This is a genomic window from Burkholderia sp. TSV86, from assembly GCF_001522865.1.
In the GTDB taxonomy this organism is placed as follows: Bacteria; Pseudomonadota; Gammaproteobacteria; order Burkholderiales; family Burkholderiaceae; genus Burkholderia.
Window position 1 is genome coordinate 1 of record NZ_LOWB01000074.1, and the last position, 23,459, is coordinate 23,459.

13 protein-coding genes and 5 pseudogenes are annotated in these 23,459 nt (G+C 63.0%); 12 read left to right on the forward strand and 6 right to left on the reverse strand.

The window, feature by feature from the left end; genetic code table 11:
* Nucleotides 1-169 (forward strand): annotated as a pseudogene (locus WS68_RS28335) (IS481 family transposase); the annotation flags it as partial.
* Between the two features lie 356 nt (nt 170-525).
* On the opposite strand, the gene WS68_RS11935 reads toward WS68_RS28335, so the two are convergent.
* The 4 genes and pseudogenes from WS68_RS11935 to WS68_RS26115 all read right to left on the reverse strand — a co-directional run bounded on the left by WS68_RS11935 (nt 526) and on the right by WS68_RS26115 (nt 5,493).
* The gene (locus tag WS68_RS11935; RefSeq protein WP_059571044.1) at nt 526-2,517 is read right to left on the reverse strand and encodes a S8 family peptidase; all 1,992 of its coding nucleotides are present in this window, start codon (nt 2,515-2,517) and stop codon (nt 526-528) included.
* A 596-nt stretch (nt 2,518-3,113) separates the two neighbouring features.
* Nucleotides 3,114-3,368 (reverse strand): annotated as a pseudogene (locus WS68_RS26105) (IS5/IS1182 family transposase); the annotation flags it as partial.
* 6 nt (nt 3,369-3,374) lie between these two features.
* Nucleotides 3,375-3,901 (reverse strand): annotated as a pseudogene (locus WS68_RS26110) (IS3-like element ISBvi4 family transposase); the annotation flags it as partial.
* Between the two features lie 131 nt (nt 3,902-4,032).
* Nucleotides 4,033-5,493: a cellulase family glycosylhydrolase gene (locus WS68_RS26115; protein WP_082709979.1), complete on the reverse strand. Its 1,461-nt coding sequence runs from the start codon at nt 5,491-5,493 to the stop codon at nt 4,033-4,035.
* Nucleotides 5,494-6,032: 539 nt separating this feature from the next.
* Here WS68_RS26115 and WS68_RS26120 point away from each other — a divergent pair.
* Nucleotides 6,033-6,432, forward strand: a pseudogene (locus tag WS68_RS26120) (IS3 family transposase); the annotation flags it as partial.
* 2 nt (nt 6,433-6,434) lie between these two features.
* Here WS68_RS26120 and WS68_RS11950 read toward each other — a convergent pair.
* Nucleotides 6,435-7,055: pseudogene (locus WS68_RS11950) on the reverse strand (FecCD family ABC transporter permease); the annotation flags it as partial.
* Nucleotides 7,056-7,268: 213 nt separating this feature from the next.
* Entirely contained in the window at nt 7,269-8,381 is a 1,113-nt protein-coding gene (locus tag WS68_RS11955; protein ID WP_059571003.1) for an ABC transporter substrate-binding protein, read from the reverse strand.
* Between the two features lie 178 nt (nt 8,382-8,559).
* Between WS68_RS11955 and WS68_RS11960 the strand changes: the two genes are divergently transcribed.
* From WS68_RS11960 to WS68_RS12005, 10 genes are all read left to right on the forward strand, one after another.
* Nucleotides 8,560-9,585: a helix-turn-helix transcriptional regulator gene (locus tag WS68_RS11960; protein ID WP_082709981.1), complete on the forward strand. Its 1,026-nt coding sequence runs from the start codon at nt 8,560-8,562 to the stop codon at nt 9,583-9,585.
* A 144-nt stretch (nt 9,586-9,729) separates the two neighbouring features.
* Nucleotides 9,730-11,847 (forward strand): TonB-dependent receptor domain-containing protein, encoded by a 2,118-nt coding sequence (locus WS68_RS11965; protein ID WP_059571004.1) that lies wholly within the window; start codon nt 9,730-9,732, stop codon nt 11,845-11,847.
* A gap of 60 nt (nt 11,848-11,907) precedes the next feature.
* A complete protein-coding gene (locus WS68_RS11970) occupies nt 11,908-13,095 on the forward strand; it encodes an isochorismate synthase (RefSeq protein ID WP_059571005.1) in 1,188 nt (395 codons plus the stop codon).
* Complete coding sequence (locus WS68_RS11975; protein WP_059571006.1) at nt 13,092-14,726, forward strand: (2,3-dihydroxybenzoyl)adenylate synthase; 1,635 nt, start codon at nt 13,092-13,094, stop codon at nt 14,724-14,726. Before WS68_RS11970 ends, WS68_RS11975 begins: the two co-directional genes overlap by 4 nt.
* Before the next feature lie 53 nt (nt 14,727-14,779).
* Nucleotides 14,780-15,682 carry an isochorismatase family protein gene (locus tag WS68_RS11980; RefSeq protein WP_156429479.1) on the forward strand — a complete coding sequence of 301 codons (903 nt, stop codon included), beginning with the start codon at nt 14,780-14,782 and terminating at the stop codon, nt 15,680-15,682.
* Nucleotides 15,683-15,696: 14 nt separating this feature from the next.
* A complete protein-coding gene (locus WS68_RS11985) occupies nt 15,697-16,017 on the forward strand; it encodes a DUF2218 domain-containing protein (protein ID WP_059571049.1) in 321 nt (106 codons plus the stop codon).
* A gap of 54 nt (nt 16,018-16,071) precedes the next feature.
* Entirely contained in the window at nt 16,072-20,139 is a 4,068-nt protein-coding gene (locus WS68_RS11990; protein WP_059571007.1) for a non-ribosomal peptide synthetase, read from the forward strand.
* Nucleotides 20,140-20,224: 85 nt separating this feature from the next.
* Nucleotides 20,225-21,016 carry a 2,3-dihydro-2,3-dihydroxybenzoate dehydrogenase gene (locus WS68_RS11995; protein ID WP_059571008.1) on the forward strand — a complete coding sequence of 264 codons (792 nt, stop codon included), beginning with the start codon at nt 20,225-20,227 and terminating at the stop codon, nt 21,014-21,016.
* Between the two features lie 64 nt (nt 21,017-21,080).
* Entirely contained in the window at nt 21,081-22,241 is a 1,161-nt protein-coding gene (locus WS68_RS12000; protein ID WP_082709982.1) for a 3-deoxy-7-phosphoheptulonate synthase, read from the forward strand.
* Nucleotides 22,222-23,451 (forward strand): MFS transporter, encoded by a 1,230-nt coding sequence (locus tag WS68_RS12005; protein ID WP_059571009.1) that lies wholly within the window; start codon nt 22,222-22,224, stop codon nt 23,449-23,451. The genes WS68_RS12000 and WS68_RS12005 overlap by 20 nt, the downstream gene beginning before the upstream one ends.
* Nucleotides 23,452-23,459 lie beyond the last annotated feature (8 nt).

The window sequence follows — 23,459 nt, forward strand, 5'->3', positions numbered from 1 at the left end:
CAAGAAGATCTACGACTCGATCGCCACCTTGCAGACGGACCTTGATGCGTGGCTCGACCAGTACAACAATGAACGAGAGCATCAGGGGCGCTGGTGTTACGGCAAGACGCCGATGCGCACTTTCCTCGATTCGCTCGATCTCGCCAAGGAGAAACTCATCCCCCATTGACGACTCGTACTTTGTCGGCCCGACTACCTGTCAGATCAAGTCCCGGCTAATACAGCGAATACATCGAATCTTCTACAACCAGCAACGCACCGAAGCGCGTCTGAACTACCAATTGCCCGCCGCCTTCACGCAGCACTTTTATTTGAATCAGATTGCTGCTTAACCCGTCGGCCTTCACGAATTCCGTCCAACCTCACATCCCCCGCCGGCGTTGGCGTATGCCACGCCAACGCCGGCGATAACTTTGGGTTAACTTGAGGCTGACAATCCAGCCCAATACTGCCCCGGAATCGGGGTAAGGCCAGAGTGCCGGACACGGCAGGTGACGCCCGCGTCCGGCTGACCCGCGCCCATGGTTATTGGGCTATCGCGCGATATGCCTTGTCCGACTGAACGAAACCGGGCCCGCTTGCGTTGTCGTGACCCGCGGTGCCCATGTCCTGGGCTGTTTTGCGCAACGTGTCGTAGAGCTTCGCAGGCGTGGCTTGCGGCGAGGCCTGGCGCAGCAGGGCCGCGACTGCGGCCACGTGAGGCGCCGCCGCTGATGTGCCGAAGAACTGCTGCGGATAGGCGTGATAGTAGCGGCAGCTCAAATTGTATACGCTGAACCCTTCCGCGCTGTCTGGCCGCGAGCTGCCGAAAAACACCGAGCTTGCGCCGTCGGGGCCGACAAGATCCGGCTTGTTGTCGAGGTAGGCGCTGCTGAAGGGGCGTCCGTTGTTGTCGAACACCATCAAGCCCCCACCGTGCGACGAGAAATCCTCGAGCTTCGCCGCAGTCAACGTCGAATCGCATTGCGGGGTATTCAGGTAGTCGGCCGCGCCCACCGCGATCGCGTTCGGCGAGAGCGCATGGCCATAGATGGACGCATCGGCGGTGCCGAAGCGATCGAGCACCACACTGCCTCCCGTCAGCAGGCGAACGCGCTGAGGCGCCGGACCGTCAAGCAGCAGGATGCGCAAGGTTGCGGCGGACTCGCTGCCAATCAACCGGCTGCGCACAATGGCTTGTTGCCCAATGATCGAGGCATCCGTGCACGAAGGAAAGGTTTTCCCCTGGTACGTGACCTTGAGCGGCTTGCCGTTGCGATCGCCCAAGCATAGCTGGAGCGAACTGGCACTGTTGTCGATCGGTTGATCCCAATACAGGCTGAAATTGAACTTCCACAATGGCGCGTCGGGGAACTTTTCGACGGAGTGAATGGGGATGACGTACAGCTTGGCTTTCCCCGAAGGGTCGAAATCGAGCGGGCGGCCGGGCGTGCCGGTCCCGTTCGGGTCCACCGTCTGATCCGAGAATTGCGCCGAATTGTTCACGTAGTTGGTTTTCGCGGAACCCAGGGCGTCGTTGCCCGCCGCACTGAAATAGGCCACACCGCGGTTCTTGACGACATTGTCGATCGCCGCGCCGACGATCCCCGACTGAAAGGCCGGTTCATTTAAATAGCCGATGTCATCGACGATGACCTGCGCGCCTCCGCCCGCCACGCCCTGCGCATTGGTTTGGTTCCTGGGCAGGGCCAGCGTTTCGATGCCCTGGGCAAAATCGGCCATGCCTTCCCACGCGGTGTAGAACGCAATGTCCGCGCCGGGTGCGACGTCATGGATGATTTCCGCCATCGCGCGACCTTCGTCTCCGACGTCGGTGCAATCGGAGGCGTCTTTCAGAATTCGGATCCTGCCGTTGCCGGGAAGGTCGCCTGTCGCGATGTCGTCCTCCATGGTGTCCTGGTGGCCGAATTTCGCGACGTAATCCGCATCCTGGTTGATCTGCTTGTTGCAGTTGAACGAGTCGGACAGGATCCCGACCGTAATGCCCTTCCCGTTCAGCTTGTCCCCTTGCTTGCCGAGCGCTTGCCGGAGCGAGCGGCTTAGTTGAGCGTAATCTCCCTGCCCCTGGACGGAACCCGAGCGGGTGACCCGGGCCACTTTGTTGATGCGTTTGATGTCCTGGATGGCGGCCGCTTGATCGATTTTCGAGACGGGAAGGCGGCCGCTGATGTAGTTACCGTAGACCGCGACGGTCTTGAACCCGAGGCGCTTGAGTTGGGCCCCGGTCTGCTGCACGTTCTGGTGGACGATCACATCGACGCTGACGTATTGCTCCTGCTCCGCTTGCGGCGCCGAACTACCGGCGCTCTTTGCCTCCTGGGCGCGCTGCAACGACGCACTCAGGTTCGTCAAGGCCGGATCGAGCTTGGCGGTATTGTTCTGGATGCGTTCCTTGACCGATTGCCCTGACGGCATGGATTCCAGCGCTTGCGACAAGGTTGCGGAGGCCCTGGCGACAGGGGGCGCGGACTGTGCGCTCGCGGTAATAGAAAGCGTGCCCAGCGAAGCAATCAACATCGCGGCAGTTGTATTGGCATTGATTTGTTTCATAAATAAGCCATCCTAACTAAATAGTTTGGTTGATATTCGTAACGGCGTGCTTTAATCGATGTAATGCTGGTAAATCAGACAGGCGTGACTGAGCTGTTTTCGATTACAGTGGGCACGGGTATTCCGGACCAGGGCGGAAAATGGATTGCATGATGGCAATCCATATGCCGGAACCTTGAATCGGAAGTGGCGAGTGCGTGTCTGGCGGCAGCCGTTATCCCTCGCCCTCAATCAGGGCGACAGCGGGGAAAATAGGAAACGGACTAAGTGAAGATGTTCATGAATAGCGCCCTGTTGTTTATTTGATTTTAGTAAAAACGCAATACATTATCGTTCGTGCCGGACTGTAAGAAAGTATCCAGACACAGGTTAATTATAATCTTCATTTTCAATAATGAAATAAGAAAAACGAAATATCTTATTTACTACAAATTTTTAAAAATTGGGTTATATCAAGAAATTATTCAGTGACTGGATTGTGTATTCCATGGAATTCGAGAATGAATTCCGCGAATATCCGAGCACATATGGCTCTGTCGCAATAAGAGACGGTTTCGAAAAGGTTGGTGGGTGCTCGGAAGGGTATTCCAGCAGATTAGGCGACAACCGAGGAGGAACGTGCCATGAATGTCTGCACGATGCTCGAAACGAATACAGAGAAGACGGAAATGATGCCGCCAGGCATGCGTGCGTTCAACAACCCAGCGGTATTTGCCAAGGCCACTGCCATGCTCGGCACGACATTTGGCAACCCCCAGCTCGATATCGCGATTGCGCGATGCTCGTCGATGTCGCTCGGAGTCGTAGCCGCGATCGGCGATTCATACGTCACGCTCCTCGAGATGCTGTTGCGGGCGCTAGGGCCCGAACTTTCTCTGGTTCGCCGGTGGGCCGCGAGCACCTCTGCTTCCAGACGAGGCTCCTGCTGCATGCTTTTGGACAGCTTGTGCTTGCGCCACGCACAGTAGCCGTTCACCGATATGCTCAGCACGCGGTACATCGGTGGCGCTGGGTAGCCTTGCCGCATCTGTTTAATCGCGCCGTACTTCACCGTGACTCCTTCGCGAAGTACGTCGCGAACTCTTTTAAAAGATCACGCTCAACTTTGATTTCGGCCAGTTCGAGCTTGACCCGCGCCAGTTTGCGCCTCCATTTCCGCCAGTGGTTTCCGGTGCCGACCGGCATCCTTCAAATTGCCGACCTTTGCCGCACGCCCCTAGTTTGCCTGCATTTTCATTGGGGCCGACAACCGCCTGGGAATTTCTGATACTCCAACTCCTTCAGTCAACGCCAGCTTGACCGCTTCATCATGAAGCTCCTTCGTATAGACCACCCTTGAAATTCGATTCATGTATGCTTCCATTTCCCAATTCTACGAAACGTTGTCTTTCATTTTTTTGCAAACCCCAGCGAGGCCGCCATTGGCGGTGTGTTTGCACGGTATGCGAATTCACGAAAAGAAACATCGAATCCGCTGCATTGTTAATTTGGCAGAACCGTTACTGTAATTGATGTGGGTTTCGAGGAATTGGGGCGAATCGTCAAGCGATCTGCATTGACAAACGATGTAACAATTCCACCTGAGACTTGAGTTTTATAGCCAGTCGGGTAATTCAATTTTGGAAGGATTATGGTTGTTGTCGAGTTTTCGTCGAAATTTCCAGTGCCATCAACGCGATTGATGGTATATCTAAGATTAAATTTTTTGCTTGCCCGGTCATATGACCAGAAATCAGGCGTTCCCGCGATCACCACTGGGTAGGGACGCGTCAGTGATTCCAGTACGGATTGGTTAACGTTTGGCTCAATAAGTGGTTTGGTCAAATCATTAACAATGCTAGGCGTATTAGAAAAATCGGAGCTACCGGTTCGATGATAGGTCCACTCGATCCAACCAACACGATTAGCATCCGCTTGCTCGGCTACTTTCTGAAGTGTTTCAACATCAGGTATAGACCCAAATTCCGTGATTAATGGCGCCGCCCCAGTTTTACGCCATTCATCCCACATGAAAGCAAAATAAAGATTGGATGCTTGTTCAGACGCAAAATTTGTAAACCACGGAATAATATTGCTGATGATTCGATAAATTTCCCCACCAAAAGCCGATCCCAAACTTGCCCCATAGTTATGGTAACTTAAGCCATTGATGTTGGCTTTGATATTTGTCGGGGGAGTATAAGGCGACGGGGGGGATGGGGGTAATACCGGATTTTCCCAGAATATCATATGTGAGGAATCAATCGCTTGAATTGATGAAACTGCCTTGTCATACGCAGCACTTAGTGCCTGCGGCGCTGAGTTTCCCAGGCGAGGTTCGTTCATCAAATCATACCCAAGTACTGCTGAATTTCCAATAAAGCGGGCTGCCACTCGTCGCCAAAATTCTGCGTAACGCTCTTGCAGACCAACACCGTCGACCGATTTGTTTTCCCAAAAAGCATTCCAAGCTTTATCAGAGCTAGAGGTATCATCACTGTCCAATACCGCCCAATCCGGAAAACCTTGACCTAAGGTGCCGAAGAACGTAAATTTTTCATGAAAATTGTCCTGATGAAAATCGATCAGCGAGTATATTCCGTGATCAGCCAGCACATTGACTGTCTTCACAATTGAATCAAGATAAGCCTCGTTATATTGGCCTGGTTTAGGCTCGTAAGCTTTCCACATGATTCCCAGACGGACAACGGTGTATCCATTTTGCGCCAGAAATGCTGCATTGTTGTCATCGAATCCCATTGATGCTGGATCGTAAGGTGCTACTTTTTGAACAAGATTGAATCCATGGACCGTTACTACGCGCCCTTTTGTGTCAGTCAACCATTGGCCGCTTTTATTCACCAAATCCAGGTCTGACGCATGCACGTTGATGGAAGCGCTTCCCATTAATATCGAAATCAATGCGGCAATCAAAGTTAATTGCCTGTTCTTCTTGATTCTCATGTCTCACTCCAAATATTAACAACGAGTAATTGATAATAATTAAAATCTCGCACTCACCGATTCGATCAATGCGAAATCTTTCAAATTGCCAATGTCGAATGGATATCAATTTGATCTGTCAGGCGACTAAATTTCTTGCAGCTCATGCCGAACGGTAAAGACTCGACTTTTTTGAGAATCCCGTTCGGTATGTACGCTATCAGTTATGGGATAAAAACATATCTGAGTGTTTGCGATTTATATACGGCTCGATCATCGAAGCGGCAACGGGGTTTTGCAAGTTATTTTTGATGGTCCCACATATCAAGACGAGATCTGCAAGGTGTTGATGCACGGATGCAGAGCGGAAAGGTAGCCTTACTCACCCGGACTTTTTTGAAATTATTTTTTGAGATTTTAAGTGGAACTTGATCTGCTCTAGAAATCCTGGACCCAAATGAGCGCTGGTGTTTCGGAGGCAATTTTCCGAATAGGAACGGGAGATTGGCGATGAAGCGCAAGCAATACTCGGTGAAGCAGATCGTCGCCGCCCGTGTTGAAGACAGGCCGTGAGCTACATCGTGGATCACCACGGTCTTCCGATGCAGCGGGCCTACCGGTTGGTCAAGCACGCTCGCAGTACCCACTACTATCACTGCGTCAACGCATGCGCGAAATCGCACAGACGCGTGTTCAATACGGCTGTCGGCGCGCGCATGTGCGGCTCAAGCGTAAAGGTTGGCGTGTGGGCCGCAATCGGGTCTATCGGTTCTACGCCGAAGAGCAATTGCAATTGCGCTCGAAGCCGCCCAAGCGCCCCGCGAGATGGTGGTGTCGCGGTGCGAGCGTCGCGTGCATGTTCGCCCCAATGAGGTCTGGAGTCCGGACTTTGTGGCGGACCAGTTGACCGACGGCACTCACCTGCGCGCCCTGGCGGTCGAGGACATCTTCAGTTGTGAAGACGAAAGGCTGCCCATGCTCCAGAACACGATCTGTTCGAGTGCGTTGCTGTCGGCGATGAACTGCAGCAGCCACAGCAGCGCCTCGAAGCTGAACATCAGGCCGATGCCGAACAGCACGACGGTTTCGGTCGTCGCGCCGTGCCGCCATGCGAGCCAGACGATGAGAAGCGTCGCGCCTGTTGCGGTGACGAATGCGCCGAGCGGGACCGCGAGGTTTTCGTTCCACACCGGCCAGTGCCAGTTCGCGAGCACGGCGACCGACGCGCCAACACTCGCGGCAGCGGACAAACCGAGGGTGAACGGGCTTGCGAGCGGGTTGTTCAGCACGGTCTGCATTTCCGCGCCGGCCAGCCCGAGCGCGGCGCCGACCAGCACAGCCATCAACGCATAAGGTATTCGCACGCTCCATAGAATCACGCGCTGCTCGAGCGGCAAGCTGTCGGGGTTCAGCAGGCCGGCGACGATGTCGGCGGGCGCGAGCGTCGATGGCCCGGTTGCGATGTCGGCGATGACGAGCGCCGTGAGCAAGCCGGTCAGCAGCACGAGCGCGACGATGCGGCGCGCGATGACGGCGCGGTAGCGCGTTCTGAGCGACGGCGGGGAAGCGGGCAGCGCGCTCATCGGTGAATCCCGGCTGCGAGGGTGGCGACGGCCGTGAAGGCGGCGCAGGCGCGGGCAAGTACGCACGCCGTGCTGCATCGTGCGGCGGCAGGATAGCCGGGGCGGCCGACGTATCTCCACGGCGCCCGGAATGCACGTCGATCATGCGCGATGGCGGCGCACCCGCCGTGCGGGCCGGCGGCCATACGCATATTGCATATCGATGCAGTCATCTCACGGCGCCTCGGTCGTCCAGTATTCACCGTCGAGTGCGAGCGGCTGGTAGCGCGCGTACATTTGTTCGAACGTGCGGCGTGGATCGAGATCGGCGAATAATTCGGGGTGCAGCCATTTGGCCATCGCTTGTACCGCGACGACATTGAACGGCGAGTTGTAGAAGTGATGCCAGATCGCATGCGCGCGTCCTTCCCGGACGGCTCGCAGCGGGGCGATCTGGGGCCGCCTCAGCGAACGCTCGAGCGAGCGCCGCGCGGTGTCGGCCGGCACACCCGCGCCGAGCGCGATGCGCTGAGGCGCACCCGCCAGAGTTTGCATCGAGCCGATCGCGGTGCCGATATAAACCGACGGCTGGCGGCTCAGCAGATATTCGGGATTGAGCATGCCGTGTTCACCGGGCACGAGGCCCTTCGCGATATTGGCGCCACCTGCGGCGTCGAGCAGGCGGCCCATCATGCCCGTCATCGTGTCGCAGCAATCGGTCGCAAGGCCGACGCGACTTTCGAGGAACACGCTTGGTGCAGCGGGGCGGGCGGCCGCGAGGCGCTTCGTGACGAGATCGAGCTGCTGCCGCCATTCGGCGTTGAACGCGGCGGCGCGCTCGGGCGCACCGAATATTCGGCCGAGCACGTCGACGCTGCGCGTTGTATTGCGCAGCGGATCGTGACGGAAATCGACGAACACGATCGCAATGCCCGCTGCTTCGAGCCGCGCGAGCGTTTCCCGGTCGTGTTCGCCGGGGCCATGGCCGCCGCCGAGCGCGAAGATTGCCACTTGGGGCCGCAGCGCGAGCGCGCGCTCGTCGCTGAAGCTGCCCGCCTGCGAGCGGCCGATGCGCGGCACCTCCTGCAGATGCGGGAAACGGCCGCGCCACTGCGCGTAGCTGGCCGCATCGAGCTGCTCGAAGTCGCCCATCATGCCGACGAGTCGGCGGCTCGGATCGCCGTGCTCGACGATCGCGAGCGCGGGCAGCAGGCGCCCTTCACCAAGCAGCACGCGCTCGACATGAGCGGGCACGCGGACGGTGCGGCCCGCCAAATCGGTGATAGTCTGCTGCGCATGCGCCGGCCGGCTCCACGCGGTCAACGATACGGCCAAGCATGCGGCCAAGCCGATGCAAAGCTGTCGCCAAAATCTGCTTGTGTTTCTCACGCTGTTCCCGATACGATATTAATGATAATTATTCTCATTTGATTTTAACCGGAATGGCGCCTTTGCAACCGTGCCCGATGTTTGGCCGGGCAACGGAATGGTTTGCGCGCGGGGCGCCCAGCGCTGCCGAGTCGCAATGCCGACGGAGTGCGATCACCGGACGGGGGTGAAGAAAGTGAATGCACACGTACAAGAGTTGCCGGGGCATGGCTACCCTGGCCATGCGGCGCACGTGGCGAAGGTTCGCGAAGTGCGGCCGGGCCTGCGTATCCACGCCGACGATGCGATCGACGAATTCGACGCAATCATGTCCGGGCAGTGCGCGCCGGGGTTATATCTGGTGCTGCTGCTCGAAGGGGCGCTCGACGTGTCGTATGGCGAGCGGCGCATCGTGCTGACAACCGCCCGCCGGCGCGACCCGCGGCCGCCGGCGGGCCGTGTGCCCGGCGGCGAGATGCAGGCGTTTCTCGTCAATGCGCTCGAGCCGGAGACGTTCCGGCGGCGCGTCTGCAAGGGAGGTTATGCTCGCCGCTTGAGCCTTGGCGTATCCGGCGAATGGTTGCGGCATCTGCAGGCCGCAAGCCTGGCGGCAATGCCGCAGCGGCTCGACTCGCTGCTGTCCGCGCATCTGTCGGTGCGCTTCTGGCAGCCGACGCCGCGCGCGATCGCGCTCGCCGAGCAGATCGTGCGCCCGCCCGCGTATCAGCCGCTGCTGGAGGCGATCTATCTGGAAAGCCGGGTGCTCGATTTGCTTGCCGAGGCGCTCGCGCCGCTGCAGGCCGATCCGGACGAACCGGGAGCCCGTGCGGCGCCGGAGGCTGCGCTGCTCGATTCGAGAGGCTATCGCCGAATGGCTGACCTGCGCGCATTTCTCGGCAGCGGCCACGCGCATCATCTGTCGCTCGACGATATCGCGCGTCATGCCGGAATGAACGCGAACGCGATGCAGCGCCAGTTCCGGGCGGTCTACGGCACGACGATCTTCGACTTCCTGCGCGAAAGCCGTCTGCAGCGGGCGCGCGTCGCGCTCGAGCGCGATGCGGTCAGCGTCAAGCAGGCGGCGGCGCTCGCCGGTTACACGAGCGCGGCGAATTTCGCGACCGCGTACAAGCGCCGCTTCGGCGTGACGCCGAAGCTCGCGCGGCGCAGTTGCCAGCATTGACGCGGCGTTTCGGGCCCGCATGGCGCGCGGCCCGTGCGGCGCGCACTGCGCAAACAACTTCGTATCTTTCACAAATCTATCGGCAGCTTTCATTCTTGATAATAGAAATGAGAATCAATTCTATTTATCGATCGAGAAGCTGTCATGTCGAGTCATCTTTCAGACTTTGCGCTGAAGCCGGCCGTGCTCGCCGGCCTATATGTGGTGGGGGCGTCAGCCGGATGGGCGCAGCAGGCTCCGGCGAGTGCGCCGGTTGAAAGCGGCGCCGCGCTCAAGACGATCGTCGTCACCGCCAGCCAGCGCGAGCAGGCCATCAAGGAAGCGCCCGCGAGCATCTCGGTGATCACGCGCGAGGACATCGCGGCGAAGCCCTATACGTCGGTGGCCGAGATCGTCAGCAAGGTCGAAGGGGTGAGTGTCGTCGGTTCGTCGCCGGACGACATGGATATTTCGATTCGAGGTATGCCCGGCGAGTATACGTTGATCCTCGTCGACGGCCGGCGCCAGAGCACGCGCGAGACGATGAATCGCGGCACCGGCGGCGTGCAAGGCAATCTGCTGCCGCCGCTGTCCGCGATCGAGCGCATCGAGGTAGTGCGGGGGCCGATGTCATCGCTGTACGGCGCGGATGCGATGGGCGGGGTGATCAATGTCATCACGCGCAAGGTGCCCAAGCACTGGGGCGGCACGCTCACAGCCGGCAGCGTGTTCCAGTTGGAATCGAACCAGGGGGACACGCAAAGCGCGGATTTCTGGATCGGCGGTCCGTTGAAAAACGACGTGCTTGGCTTGCAGGTATCGGGCCGCGCGCTGCATCGCGGCGAGGACCGGATCTATTTCCCGCTAAGCCGCGCGGATGGCGCAAGCGGGCAACGCATCGCGAACTTCGACGTGAAGCTGAACGCGAAACCCGCGAGCAACCAGGATATCTCGCTGAACGCCGGGCGCGAGCAACTGAGCTACCTCAGCACGCCGGGCAAGAGCACCGCGCCGGTGTCTGCCGGCGATGTGGCGACGACGGTCGTCGAGACGCGCCATGTGCGCGACTACTGGGGGATCACGCACAACGGGCGCTGGGGATTCGGCAATTCGACGCTGTCGCTGTACGGCGAGCGCGGCACGCAGGAGCAATGGACGGCGCTGGCGCCGTCGGCGGTGAAGCCGACGTTCACCGATACCGTGCTCGAAGGCAAGGTCGAGGTGCCATGGTGGGGCGAGCGCAACATCCTGACGGCGGGCGCACAGCATATTTGGTCGCGGCTGTCCGGCGCGGGGCGTCAGGACGCGGTGCCGAAAGGCTATGGCGTCAATTCGGATAGCGTGAACCGCAATGCATGGGCGGTTTTCGCCGAAAACGATTATTTCTTCAATTCCCGTTTCACGCTGACGACGGGCGTGCGGCTCGACCACGACGAGCGTTACGGCAGCCACGTGAGCCCGCGCGCATACGGCGTCTATAAGCTGAGCCCGGCGCTGACGCTGCGCGGCGGCGTGTCCGCCGGCTTTAAGCCACCCACGCTGCGCCAGAGCACGGCCGGCTATTGCATGACGTCGGGCGGCGCGGCCGGGGCGGTGCCGGGCACGCTTTGCGGCAATCCGGGCCTGAAGCCGGAAACGAGTTTGACCGAAGAACTCGGTATTCGCTACGACCGCGGCGAAAGTCACGCGAGCATCACGCTGTTCAACAATCTGTTCAAGAACAAGGTCGCGAGCTACGACACGGGCGTGGCCGATCCGCGCTCGCCGGGCCGCAACATCTATACATACGACAACGTCGAGCGCGTGAAGCTGTACGGCGTCGAATTGGGCGCGGGCGCGAGAGTGGCGAAGCAGTTGAAGATCTCCGGCGCATATACGTTTACGCAATCGCGCCGTGAAGGCAGCGGCGAAAAGGCGTTCGATGGCAGTTCGCTCAACGGCTTTCCGCTCGACAAGACGCCGAAGCACATGTTCAACGTGCAGATCGACTGGACACCCGCGCCACGTCTCGATCTGTACACGAACGTCAATTACACCGGTTCGCAATATTGGGCCGCGTTCCGTAACGGCGCGCGTGGCGTGCGCGAACGGCCGTCGACGACGACCTTCGACATCGGCGGCCGTTACCGGATCGACAAGCATTTCTCGGTCAATTTCGCGCTGTTGAACCTGACCAACAAGATGGTGCCGGTTGACGACCGCGCGCGGGCAAACGGTTTGTCCGGCAATTGGCTGTTCGACCAGGGCCGCCGGGTAGCGGTGAGCCTGACGGCCGAAATGTAACGCGAGCGCGCCGTCGCGCACGGCGCGTCGATTCAGACGGATCGAATCTGGAGGTCACACTTGAGCACGCTTTCCAATCCGGAATTTTATTCAGATATCCAAAATATATCGGACACGTACCGCGCGGCGACGCCGTTTCTCCTCGCCACGCCGCGCTACACGCTGCTCGCGCGGGATGTTGCCGAAGCCGTGCCGCATTCGGACGAGCCGCTTGGCGCGCGGGTGCGGCGCGCGCTCGTGCGTGCCCGCGAGCAGGGGCTCGATGGCGCGGCCGTGGTGGGCGCGGTGCCGTTCGATGTCGAACGCCCCGCCGCGCTGCGCGTCATCCGTTCAATGTTGCGCGGCAATCCGTTGACGGGCGTGCGCGCCTCGCTGCCCGCTCACGATCGTTACGTGACGCGCGCGGTGCCGCCGGGGGGCGAGTATGCATCGGCGGTGGCGCAGGTGGTGGCGGACATCCGCGCCGGCCGGCTCGACAAGGTCGTATTGGCCCGCACGCTGGAGCTGACGGGTGAGCATCCGGTGGATGTGGGCGCGCTCGTTGAGCGGCTCGCCGCATGCAACCCGCACGGCTATACGTTTTCGGTGGACCTGGGCGATGCGCGAACGCTGGTCGGTGCGAGCCCCGAGCTGCTCGTCAGCCGCTTCGGCGGCGTGTTGCGGGCGAATCCGCTTGCCGGATCGGCGCCGCGCAGCAACGATCCAGTGGAAGACCGGCGGCGGGCGGACGCGTTGCTCGAATCGACGAAAGATCTCGACGAGCATCGCGTCGTGGTCGACGCAGTAAAGGAGAGTCTCGCGCCGTTTTGCAAGCAGCTTGCCGTGCCTGCGCGCCCGTCGCTCGTTCATACGCGGACGATGTGGCATTTATCGACCGAGGTGATCGGTGAAACCGATGCCGATGCGCTGACGCTTGCGCTCGCGCTTCATCCGACGCCGGCCGTTTGCGGTTATCCGCGCAGTGGCGCGCGCGAAGCGATTTTGCGTGCCGAACCGTTCGATCGCAGTTTCTATACGGGGATGCTCGGCTGGGTCGATACGCGCGGCGACGGCGAGTGGGTCGTCACGCTGCGATGCGCGGAGACGCATGGTGAAAAGCTGAGGCTCTTTGCCGGCGCGGGCATCGTCGGCGATTCGAGCCCCGGCGCCGAGCTGGCGGAAACGGCCGCGAAATTCCGCACGATGCTCGATGCGATCGGCGTCGACCGCGCGGTGGCGATCGATTCGACCATGGAGGTTCCCGCATGACGCTCGAGCACTGGACGCCGTGGCCGGATGAGGTCGTTGCCGAATACCGGCGCAAGGGGTATTGGCAGGGGCAATCGTTCGCGCAACTGCTCGATGAGCTGGCGAGCCGTCACGGCGAGCACATCGCGCTCGTCGACGCAACGGCGCGCTGGTCGTATCGACGGCTAGCCGACGAGGCGACACGCATCGCTCGCGGTTTCACCGCGCTGGGCATTCGTCCGCATGATCGCGTGGTCGTCCAATTGCCGAACCGCGTGGAGTTTTTCGCGGTTGTGTTTGCACTGTTTCGGCTCGGCGCGCTGCCGGTGTTCGCGCTGCCCGCGCATCGCAAGCAGGAGATCGGCCATTTCTGCCGGCACGCGAAAGCGGTCGCGTACATCGCGGCGGATCAGCACGGCGGCTTCGACTACCGCGCGCTTGCGAGCGAAGTGCGAGCGGATTCGCCGACGCTCGAGCACGTGCTGATCGTCGGCGATGCGGGCGAACATCTGTCGCTCGCCGGGCTGCCCGACGGCGACGCAATCACGCTGCCCGACGCTCCCGCCTCGCACGAACTGGCGTTCCTGCAATTGTCGGGCGGCAGCACCGGCACGCCGAAGCTGATTCCGCGCACACATGACGATTATCTATACAGCATCCGCGAGAGCGCGCGCATTTGTGGGCTCGACGAATCCAGCGTCTACCTGTGCGTGTTGCCGGCCGCGCACAACTATGCGCTTAGTTCGCCCGGCACGCTCGGCGTGCTGTATGCGGGCGGCACGGCCGTATTGTGCGACAGCGGCAGCCCGGATCAGGCGTTTGCGCTGATCGAGCGCGAGCGCGTGACGATTGCCGCGCTCGTGCCGTCGCTCGTGCCGGTGTGGCTTGGTGCCGCGCCGAAGCGGCGCGCGGCGCTCGCCAGCCTGCGCGTCGTGCAGGTCGGCGGCGCGCGGTTCGATGTGACGATGGCGCGGCGCATCGAACCGGAACTTGGCGCGAAGCTGCAGCAAGTGTTCGGGATGGCTGAAGGACTCGTCAACTACACGCGCCTCGACGATGCCGACGATGTTGTCTTGCATACGCAGGGGCGGCCGATTTCGCCGGACGACGAAATCCGCATCGTCGATGACGACGACCACCCCGTCGCGCCAGGCGAAGTCGGGCATCTATTGACGCGTGGGCCTTACACGATCCGCGGATATTACGACGCGGATGCGCATAACGCGCGCGCATTCACGGCGGACGGCTTCTATCGGACGGGCGATCGCGTGCGCATGACGGCCGCTGGCTACCTCGTCGTCGAGGGACGCGCGAAGGATCAGATCAATCGCGGCGGCGAGAAGATCGCGGCCGAAGAAATCGAGCATTGGCTGATTGCGCATCCCGGCGTTGTGGATGCGGCGCTCGTCGCGATGCCCGATCCGTATCTCGGCGAGAAGAGCTGCGCGTATGTGATTCGCGCCGATCAGACGTTGCGCGAGGCGGATTTGCTGCGTTTCCTGCGCGAGCAGGGAATCGCCGGATACAAGGTTCCCGACCGAGTCCAGTTCGTCGTTGCGTTTCCGAAAACGCCCGTCGGCAAGACCGACAAGAAAGCGTTGCGTGCCGATATCGCGAATCGCGTGGCGCCTGCCGGCGCGATGGACAGCTGAGCCGCACGCGTTTTTCACGACTTCAAGACTCCAATAATTTTTCGATAATCGACATGGCCATTCCGAAAATTTCTTCCTATTCGCTGCCTGAGGAGATTCCCGACAGCCGCGTTACGTGGCGTTTCGACGCGTCGCGAGCGGCGCTGCTCGTGCACGACATGCAGGATTACTTCGTCGATTTCTACGATCGCGATGCAGCGCCGATTCCGGATCTGATCGCGAACGCGCGGCGCTTGATCGATCTCGCGCACGCCAGCGGCATGCCGGTGTACTACACCGCGCAATTGCCGCAGCAAACGGCCGCCGAACGCGGGCTGTTGACCGACATGTGGGGGCCGGGGCTGACCGCGCGGCCCGAGCACGCGTCGATTTGCGACGCGCTCGCACCGCTGCCGGGCGATATCGTGCTCGATAAATGGCGATACAGCGCGTTTCAACGTTCGGATCTCGAAACGATTCTGCGCAACGCACAGCGCGATCAGCTCGTGATCTGCGGCGTCTATGCGCATATCGGCTGCTTGATGACGGCCAGCGAGGCGTTCATGAAAGACATTCAGCCGTTTTTCGTTGCCGACGCGCTCGCCGATTTCTCCGCGCATGAGCACAAGATGGCGCTCGATTATGTCGCGCAACGCTGCGGGCGGGTCGTGCGCACGCGTGAGCTTGCCGGTGCGGCGCGGGCCGAGCCGCAAGCGCGGGCATCGATGGCGGAGGGCGCGCCGATATCGCCGGCGGCTGTCGCCGAGCAAGTCTCGCGAATATTGCAGCTCGATGCACCGGATTTGCGGCCGCACGACAACTTGCTGGATCACGGGCTCGATTCCGTGCGGATCATGATGCTTGCCGACGCGTGGCAGCAGGCCGGGCATGACGTGTCGTTCGTGCAACTCGCGCAAGCGCCGACGCTCGCTGCCTGGACCAAGCTCCTGGAACGCGCGGCCGGGGTGCCCGCATGATGGACAAAGCCGCCATGCAGACACCGAATTCTTTGCCCGTATCGAACACGCTGTTCGTCAGCACGGCCGAGGTCGCGCTACTGCAGGCCGAACGCGTGCTGTTCAAGATGTGCAAGCACTACGCGATCAAGGTGCCGGTGTCATTCGACGAGCATCGTGCGACGATCGATTTTCCCGTCGGCAAGTGTTACGTGATCTGCACCGACGACGTTCTGAGCATCCGCTGTGAAGCCGATTCGGCCGAAAAGCTCGAGCGAATCCAATACGTGATGGACGAGCACCTGGCGCTGATGGCGCGCAGTACGCAATTGACCGTCGAGTGGCGGCGCGCTTGACGCACCGCGCTCGGCTTTTCCTTGGTATCGCCAATTATTTCGCCAACACGCCACATGCAGCAAACGAGTGAACGGATTCATGCGACGGCCGCGCAATACGGCATTTGGATCGCGCAACAAATCGACCCGGAAGACGCGAACTATCTGACGGCCGAGGCGATCGAGTTAAACGGCGCGCTTGACGTCGGCGCGCTGCAAGCCAGCGTGACCGACGTGCTCGACCATGCGGATACGCTGCACATGCGTTTCGAATGGGATGACGGCGCGCCCGGCACGCAACGCATCTTATGGCAGCGCCGTGTTGCCGCACATGCGTCGCTGCTGGCTGTCGATTTCAGCACGCACGACAATCCCGAGCAGGCCGCGCGTGCGTGGATGCATGCATCGCTGTCGGCCCGCTGCGACGTGACGTCCGATGCGCTGTATCGGACCGCGCTGCTGCGGTTATCGCCACTGCGCCACTGGTGGTATTTGCAGGTTCATCACATCGCGCTTGATGGATTCGGTTACGGCCTGCTGCAGCAGGCCGTCGCCGCGCGTTACAACGCGCGTGTCGGCGGCGCGCCGCTGCCCGCGCTGCCGGCGTGGCGCATCGAGCCGGCGATCGACGCGGACGCCGCATACCGCGAGACAGGCGGCTTCGAGCGGGATCGCGCGTTTTGGCGAGAGCATTTGCGCGGCTTGCCCGCACCTGCGGAGATCGCGCCGAAACAGCGCTCGGGCGATATGCCGCGGCGGCGCATGCTGACACTTGAGCCGGCGCGCGCCGATGCGCTGGCGGCCGCTGCCGCGCGCGCCGGCTCGGACTGGAGCGCATGGATGCTCACCGCGATCGGCCTGTGGCTGGCCAAGCAAGCGGGCCGGCGCGATCTGACGTTCGGCATGCCGGTGATGAACCGGCTGGGCACTCCCGTTCTCGATGTGCCATGCATGGCGATGAACCTCGTGCCGTTCGCGGTACACGTTCGCGCCGATGCTGCGCCGCGCACGCTCGCGGCCAAGACTTTGCGCCAATTGCGCGCGATCCGGCCGCATCTGCATTATCGCTATAGCTGGATTTGCGGTGACCTCGGCTTGCTCGAGCACGACAAGCCCGTGTTCAACCAGGTGGTGAACCTGATGCCGTTCGATCGGCGCATCACATTCACCGGCCTGACGAGCGATGTGCTTTGCGTCAGCGCCGGGCCGGTGAAAGATTTGAACGTGACGCTCGTCGTGCGCGACCGCGCATGGCGGGTGATGCTCGAAGCGAATCCCAATGCGTATGACGATGCGCGTTTATCGGCACTCGCCGGCAGTTTGTCCGGCTGGCTGGACGCATTCGCCGCGCATGATCCGGATAGGCCGCTCGAGCCGCTATTGGACGATCTGCCACCGCAGTCGGTCTGCCGAGGCGAGCCGTTGCGCGAGCCCGTGATCGACGTGCTCGAGCTTGTGCGGCAGGCGGCGGCGCGCACACCGGACAGCATCGCGATCGAAGCCGGCGACGTGCGGCTCGATTATCGCGCATTGCTCGCGCGCGTCGATGCGCTCGCGCGGGCGCTGACCCAACGCGGCGCGTCCGAGCACAGCCGGATTGCGATTATGGCGGGGCGCTCGGCGGATGCGGTCGTGTCGATGCTGGCCGCATTGCAAGTCGGCGCGGCATTCGTGCCGCTTGATCCCGACGGCCCCGTGCAGCGGATAGCGGACATGCTCGCGGATGCCGCGCCCGATCTCGTGCTGACGCGCGCGCGGTGGCGACGCGCGACGGGCACGCTGCCGGTTGTCGATCTCGATGCGATCGATTCGGCCAGCGCGGCGCTCGGCATCGCGGCGGACGAAGTGTCGAGCCGTGTCGATCCGATGGCCGTACCGTGCGTTGGCTCGTGCGTCGATGCTGATCCAAGCATTGCCGCGAATGCTGCGACGAGCGCCGCGTCGAGCTGCGAGGCGGATGCCGAGCCGGCCGCCGCATCGCGCATCGTTCCGGATAGCGAAGCGAATGCCGCGCCGCGCGCCGGACAACCCGCGTATCTGCTCTACACGTCGGGCTCGACCGGCAAGCCGAACGGCGTGCTGGTCGGCTGTCGCGCGCTCGCGCAGTTCGTTGCGAGCACGCGTGCGCTGTATGGCGTCGGGCCTTCCGATCGCGTGCTGCAGTTCGCGCCGCTGCATTTCGATGCAAGTATCGAGGAAATTTTCGTCGCGCTATGCAATGGCGCGACACTTGTCTTGCGCAACGACGCGATGCTCGATTCGGTCGCGATCTTCGCCGCCGCGATCGAGCAGCTGCGCATTACGGTGCTCGATCTGCCGACCGCGTACTGGCACGTGCTCGCCCATGCGCTCGACGCCGATGCCGCACGTCAGCTCGGCGGCGTGCGGCTCGTGATCATCGGCGGCGAGGCGGCGCTGCCCGAGCGGATCGCGCGCTGGCGCGCACTGCTGCCGCAGCAGGTGCTGCTCAATACTTACGGGCCGACCGAAGCGACGATCATCGCGACCACGGCGCGCGTCGGCAGCCCGCACGCCGTTTGGCGTGACGGCGATACGGTGCCGATCGGCCTGCCGCGTCCGGGGGTAGACGCGCGGCTCGTCGACGAGCGGCTTTACCCGGTTGCAGTGGGCCAAACCGGCGAGCTTGTGCTCGTTGGCGATGCACTCGCGCTCGAGTATCTGCACGATCCCGAACTGAGCGCTGCGCGCTTCGTCATGCTGCCCGATACCGGCGAGCGCGCGTATCGGACCGGGGATCTCGCCCGGCTGCACGACGGGCAATTGCGGTTTCTCGGGCGCATCGATCATCAGGTGAAGATCAGCGGCTTGCGTATCGAGCCGCTCGAAATCGAAAACCTGCTGCTGAGGATGCCGAACGTGCGCGAGGCGGCGATCGTGCCGGTATCGCGCGGCGACGGAGTTTGCACGTTGAGCGCTTTCGTCGCGGGCGAGCCTGACGTGGATGCGCTGCGCGCGTTCCTCGCGCGCACGCTGCCCGCACCGGCGATTCCCGATGCGTGGCACGTGCTCGGCGCACTGCCGCGCAACCCGAACGGCAAGACCGACCGCCGGGCGCTGCTGGCGCATGCGGCCGCGCAACGCACGGGCAGCGCCGACGCCGATACGGATGCGAGCGAACTGGAGCGCCAAGTCAAGCGCGCGTTTCGGCACGTGCTGGGCGACGTGCCGCTCACGGGCGCATCGAATTTCTTCGATCTGGGCGGCAAATCGCTGCAAGCGATCCAGGCTGCCGCGCACCTTGCGGCCGAATTGCGGCGCGACGTGCCGGTCTCGATGCTGTTTCGCCACGCGAGCGTGCATGCGCTCGCGCAGGCACTGAGCGTACCGCTTGCGTACCACCGGCCGCAAGCCACGCCGAATGCGTTCGCGCCGACGCTGACGATCCAGACTGGCCACGCGGGCCGGCCGGCGCTGATCTGTTTCCATCCGGCAGACGGCCTTGCGTGGGGCTATCTGCGCATTGCGCGGCATCTGCCGCAGACCACCGTGTATGGCTTGCAGATGTCGGCCGACGAGACGCGCCATGCATCCGATTTCGACGCGCTGGCCGAGTGCTACGCGGCGCGCGTGCGCGCGTTGCAGCCGCAGGGGCCGTATTACCTGCTCGGCTGGTCGCTCGGCGGCGCGCTCGCGCATGGCGTCGCGGCGAAGCTGGCGCGCGACCGGCACCCGATCGGCCTGCTTGCGCTGATGGACAGTTATCCCGCATCGGCGTGGCGCGCCCACCCGATGCCGGCGTTGCGCGACGTATTGCAGATCCTGCTGAGCGCCGACGGCGATTTCGATACCGGCGGCGTTGCCGCCGATGCGTTGCGCGAGCGGCTGCTGCGCGCGAACGGCGCATTTGCCTCGCTCGGCCCGGCGGGCTTGGACGCGTTTGCCGCACAGGCGTTGCGGCAGATGCAGATGTTCCGCACAAGCGATACGCCGCGCTACGACGGTGACGTGCTGTTGTTTCGCGCCGCCCGCCATCCCGCCCATGCGCCCTGTGCCGATGCGTGGTCCGCGTATCTGCGCCCGGGCGCGCTGCAGTGCCGCGTGCTGGCGTGTTCGCACGAAGGCATGTCCGATCCCGCGCCGATGGCCGAGATCGGCGCGGTGCTCGCCGAGCGTCTCGGATAGCGCTTGCACGCGGAACCGGCGCCCGCGCTTCTTCGACTCTTTGCAACGATTCTCCGGCATTCACGATATTCAGGAGCTTGATCCGATGAGTGGCACCTTCCCCGAATTTCCCGGCACGGTCGCGGTGGTGAGCGGCGCCGCGCAAGGCATCGGCGCGGCCGTTGCGCGCGCGCTTGCCGCGCGCGGCGTGAGTGTCGCGGCGCTCGACGTGCGCGCCGATGCGCTCGCGCAACTGGCCGCCGACGCGGAATCGGCCGGCGCGCGCATCCATCCGTTTGCCGTCGACGTCGCGAACGCCGACGCGGTGCGCGCGGCCGTCGAGCGCATCGATGCGACGCTCGGCCCAATCGGCATGCTCGCCAACGTCGCGGGCATCTTGCGCATGGCCGACGCGAGCGCGCTGAGCGACGACGATTGGGCGCACAGCTTCGCCGTCAACACGAACGGCGTCTTTTATCTGTCGCGCGCGGTTGCGCAGCGGATGATCCCATTGCGCGCGGGCAGCATCGTCACGGTCGGCTCGAATGCGGCGCTCGTGCCGCGAATGCGGATGGCGGCATATGCGGCGTCGAAGGCGGCCGCGCATCAGTTCACGAAATGCCTGGGCCTTGAGCTTGCCGAATACGGGATTCGCTGCAACATCGTCGCGCCCGGCTCGACCGACACGCAGATGCAGCGCCAGCTTTGGAGCGATGCGCGCAGTGCCGACGCCGTGATCGAGGGGTCGCTGCCGGCGTTTCGCACCGGCATTCCGTTGCGCCGGATCGCCGATCCGGACGATGTCGCGGCCGCCGTGCTGTTCCTGCTGTCTAACGCGTCGCGGCATGTGGCGCTGCATAGCTTCACGGTCGACGGCGGCGCGACGCTCGGCGCATGACGCGGCCGGCGCGCGCCGCAGTATCGGCGCGCCAGCCTCTTCGTTTCCTTCTCGATATCCGGTTATGAAAAACATCATTCTGTATCCGAACGGCGGGGCGGCCGGGGAGCACGCGCGCGGCTTGCGGCGGCGCGTTAGCATGCCGTTGCCCGCGCCTGCCGCGTTGCGCCGGCGCTATCCGCTCACGGCGGCGATGCGCTCGAATGTCGACGCCGGCCGGAGGCAACTGCAGGCGATTCTTGAGCGACGCGATCCGCGCTGGATCGCGATCGTCGGGCCGTGTTCGATTCACGATCCGCAGGCCGCGCTTGATTACGCGCTGCGCCTGGCCCGCTTGGCGCCGGCGGTGCGCGATGTGTTCTGCATCGTGATGCGCGTGTATTTCGAGAAGCCGCGCACGACGCTCGGCTGGAAAGGGCTCATCAACGATCCGCGCCTGGACGGCAGCCATCGGATTGACGAAGGGATTGCGACCGCGCGCCGGCTGCTTACCGAAGTCAGCGCGCTCGGGCTGCCAGCCGCGATCGAGGCGCTCGATCTCGTCACGCCGCATTATCTGAGCGATCTCGTGAGCTGGGCGGCGGTCGGCGCGCGCACGACCGAATCCCAGGTGCATCGCGAGATGGCCTCGGGGTTGCCGATGCCAGTCGGCTTCAAGAACGGCACGGACGGCGGCGTCGACGTCGCGGTTCACGCGATGCTCAGCAGCATGCAGGCGCACACGTTCATCGGCTTGCACGACGAAGGCTATCCGGCCGTGCTGCATACCGACGGCAATCCACATGCGCACCTGGTTTTGCGCGGCGGCCGCGACGGCCCGAACTACGGCGCGGCGAGCGTCGCGGCGGCCGAGCGCGCGCTGCGCGCGAATGCGTTGCCGCAGAACATTATCGTCGACTGTTCGCACGCGAATTGCGGCAAGCATGCCGCGCGGCAGGTCGCGGTGCTCGACGATGTCGTCGAGCAGATTTGCGCCGGCAATCGCTCGATTCGTGGCGTGATGCTCGAGAGTTTCATCGAAGAAGGGCGGCAACCGCTCGACAATGGGCCTGCCGCGTTGCGCTACGGCTGCTCGATCACCGATCCGTGCCTCGGCTGGCAGGCGACCGAGGCGGCGCTAATGAGCGCGCATGCGCGTCTGGCCGCTCATGTCACGCGCCGCCGCCAATCCGCGCCTTCGGCGCTTTTCATCGATCAGGAGCGACATGTCCACGACTTCCGCTGACACTGCGTCGACAGCCGAAACCGGCCCGGCGCTCACGCCGCTGCTCATCGCGAATTTCGCGATGACGGCGGGCAGCTATGCGTTCTTCGCCGTGGCGGCTCCGCTCGCACGCTTGCTGAATCTGCAGGCGTCGCATATGGGCGCGATCATTGCCGTGGTCGGGCTGGTCTGGGTCGCGACCGCGCGCCGCTGGGGACGCATGGCGGATCTGCGCGGCCGCGTGCCCGTGATGCGCATCGCGATGGCCGGTTTTACCGCGTCCTATCTGCTGCTCACGCTGTATGTCGGCTGGGCGCTGCGCGCGCCTGCGCCTGCGCTCGCGCTGAGCGTGGCGGTGCTGTTGGCGACGCGCGCGGCGATGGGCGGATATTTCGCCGCGCTGCCGGTCGCGGCGTTTGCGTGGATTGCCGATCGCACCGCGCCGCACGCGCGCGCGGCGGCGATGGCGCGTTTCGGCGCGGCGGGCGCGCTCGGCATGGTGATTGCGCCGCCCGTGGCCGGCTGGATCGCCGGCTACGATATGGCGGCGATGCTTGCCGTGTTCGCGCTGTTGCCGCTCGCGGGCTGGCCAGGACTCGGCCGTCTGCGCGATACGGGGCCGCACGAGCGGCGCGATGCGCCGGCGCGGCTGAAGATTGCCGACGCGCGGATACGCAAGCCTTGGCTCTGCGCATTGGCGCTGTACAGCGTCATCGGGATCGCGAACAGCACGTTCGGGTTTTACGTGATCGACCGGCTGCACGTTCCGGCGCGGCAAGCGGCTGTCGTCGCGGGCTACGCACTCGGCAGCGCGGGATTGGGCATGATCGTGATGCAATCGGTGGTCGGCCGGCTGCCGAGCGTCGCACCGCTGCAGTGGCTGCGCTGGGGAGCGCTCGCGGGCGCGGCGGGATTCGCGTCGGTGCTGCTCGTCGGGCCGGCGCAGCCGATGGCCATCTGCGCGAGCTACCTCGTCGCCGCGTGCGGGATGGGCGCGTCGTTTCCCGCGGTGGCCGCGCTCGCGAGCGCGGCGGTCGATGCGCGAGAGCAGGGCGCGTGCGCGGGGGCGATGTCCGCCGCGCAAGGGCTCAGCATGGTTGCCGCGCCGCTCATCGGTGTGGCGTTGTATGACTGGCGCGCGCAAGCGCCGTTCGTGGTCATCGGCGGGATGTTGTTGACGGTGTGCGGCGCGACGTGGCTGCGCACGCGGCGGATGCATGCGCAGCCGTGACGCGGGTG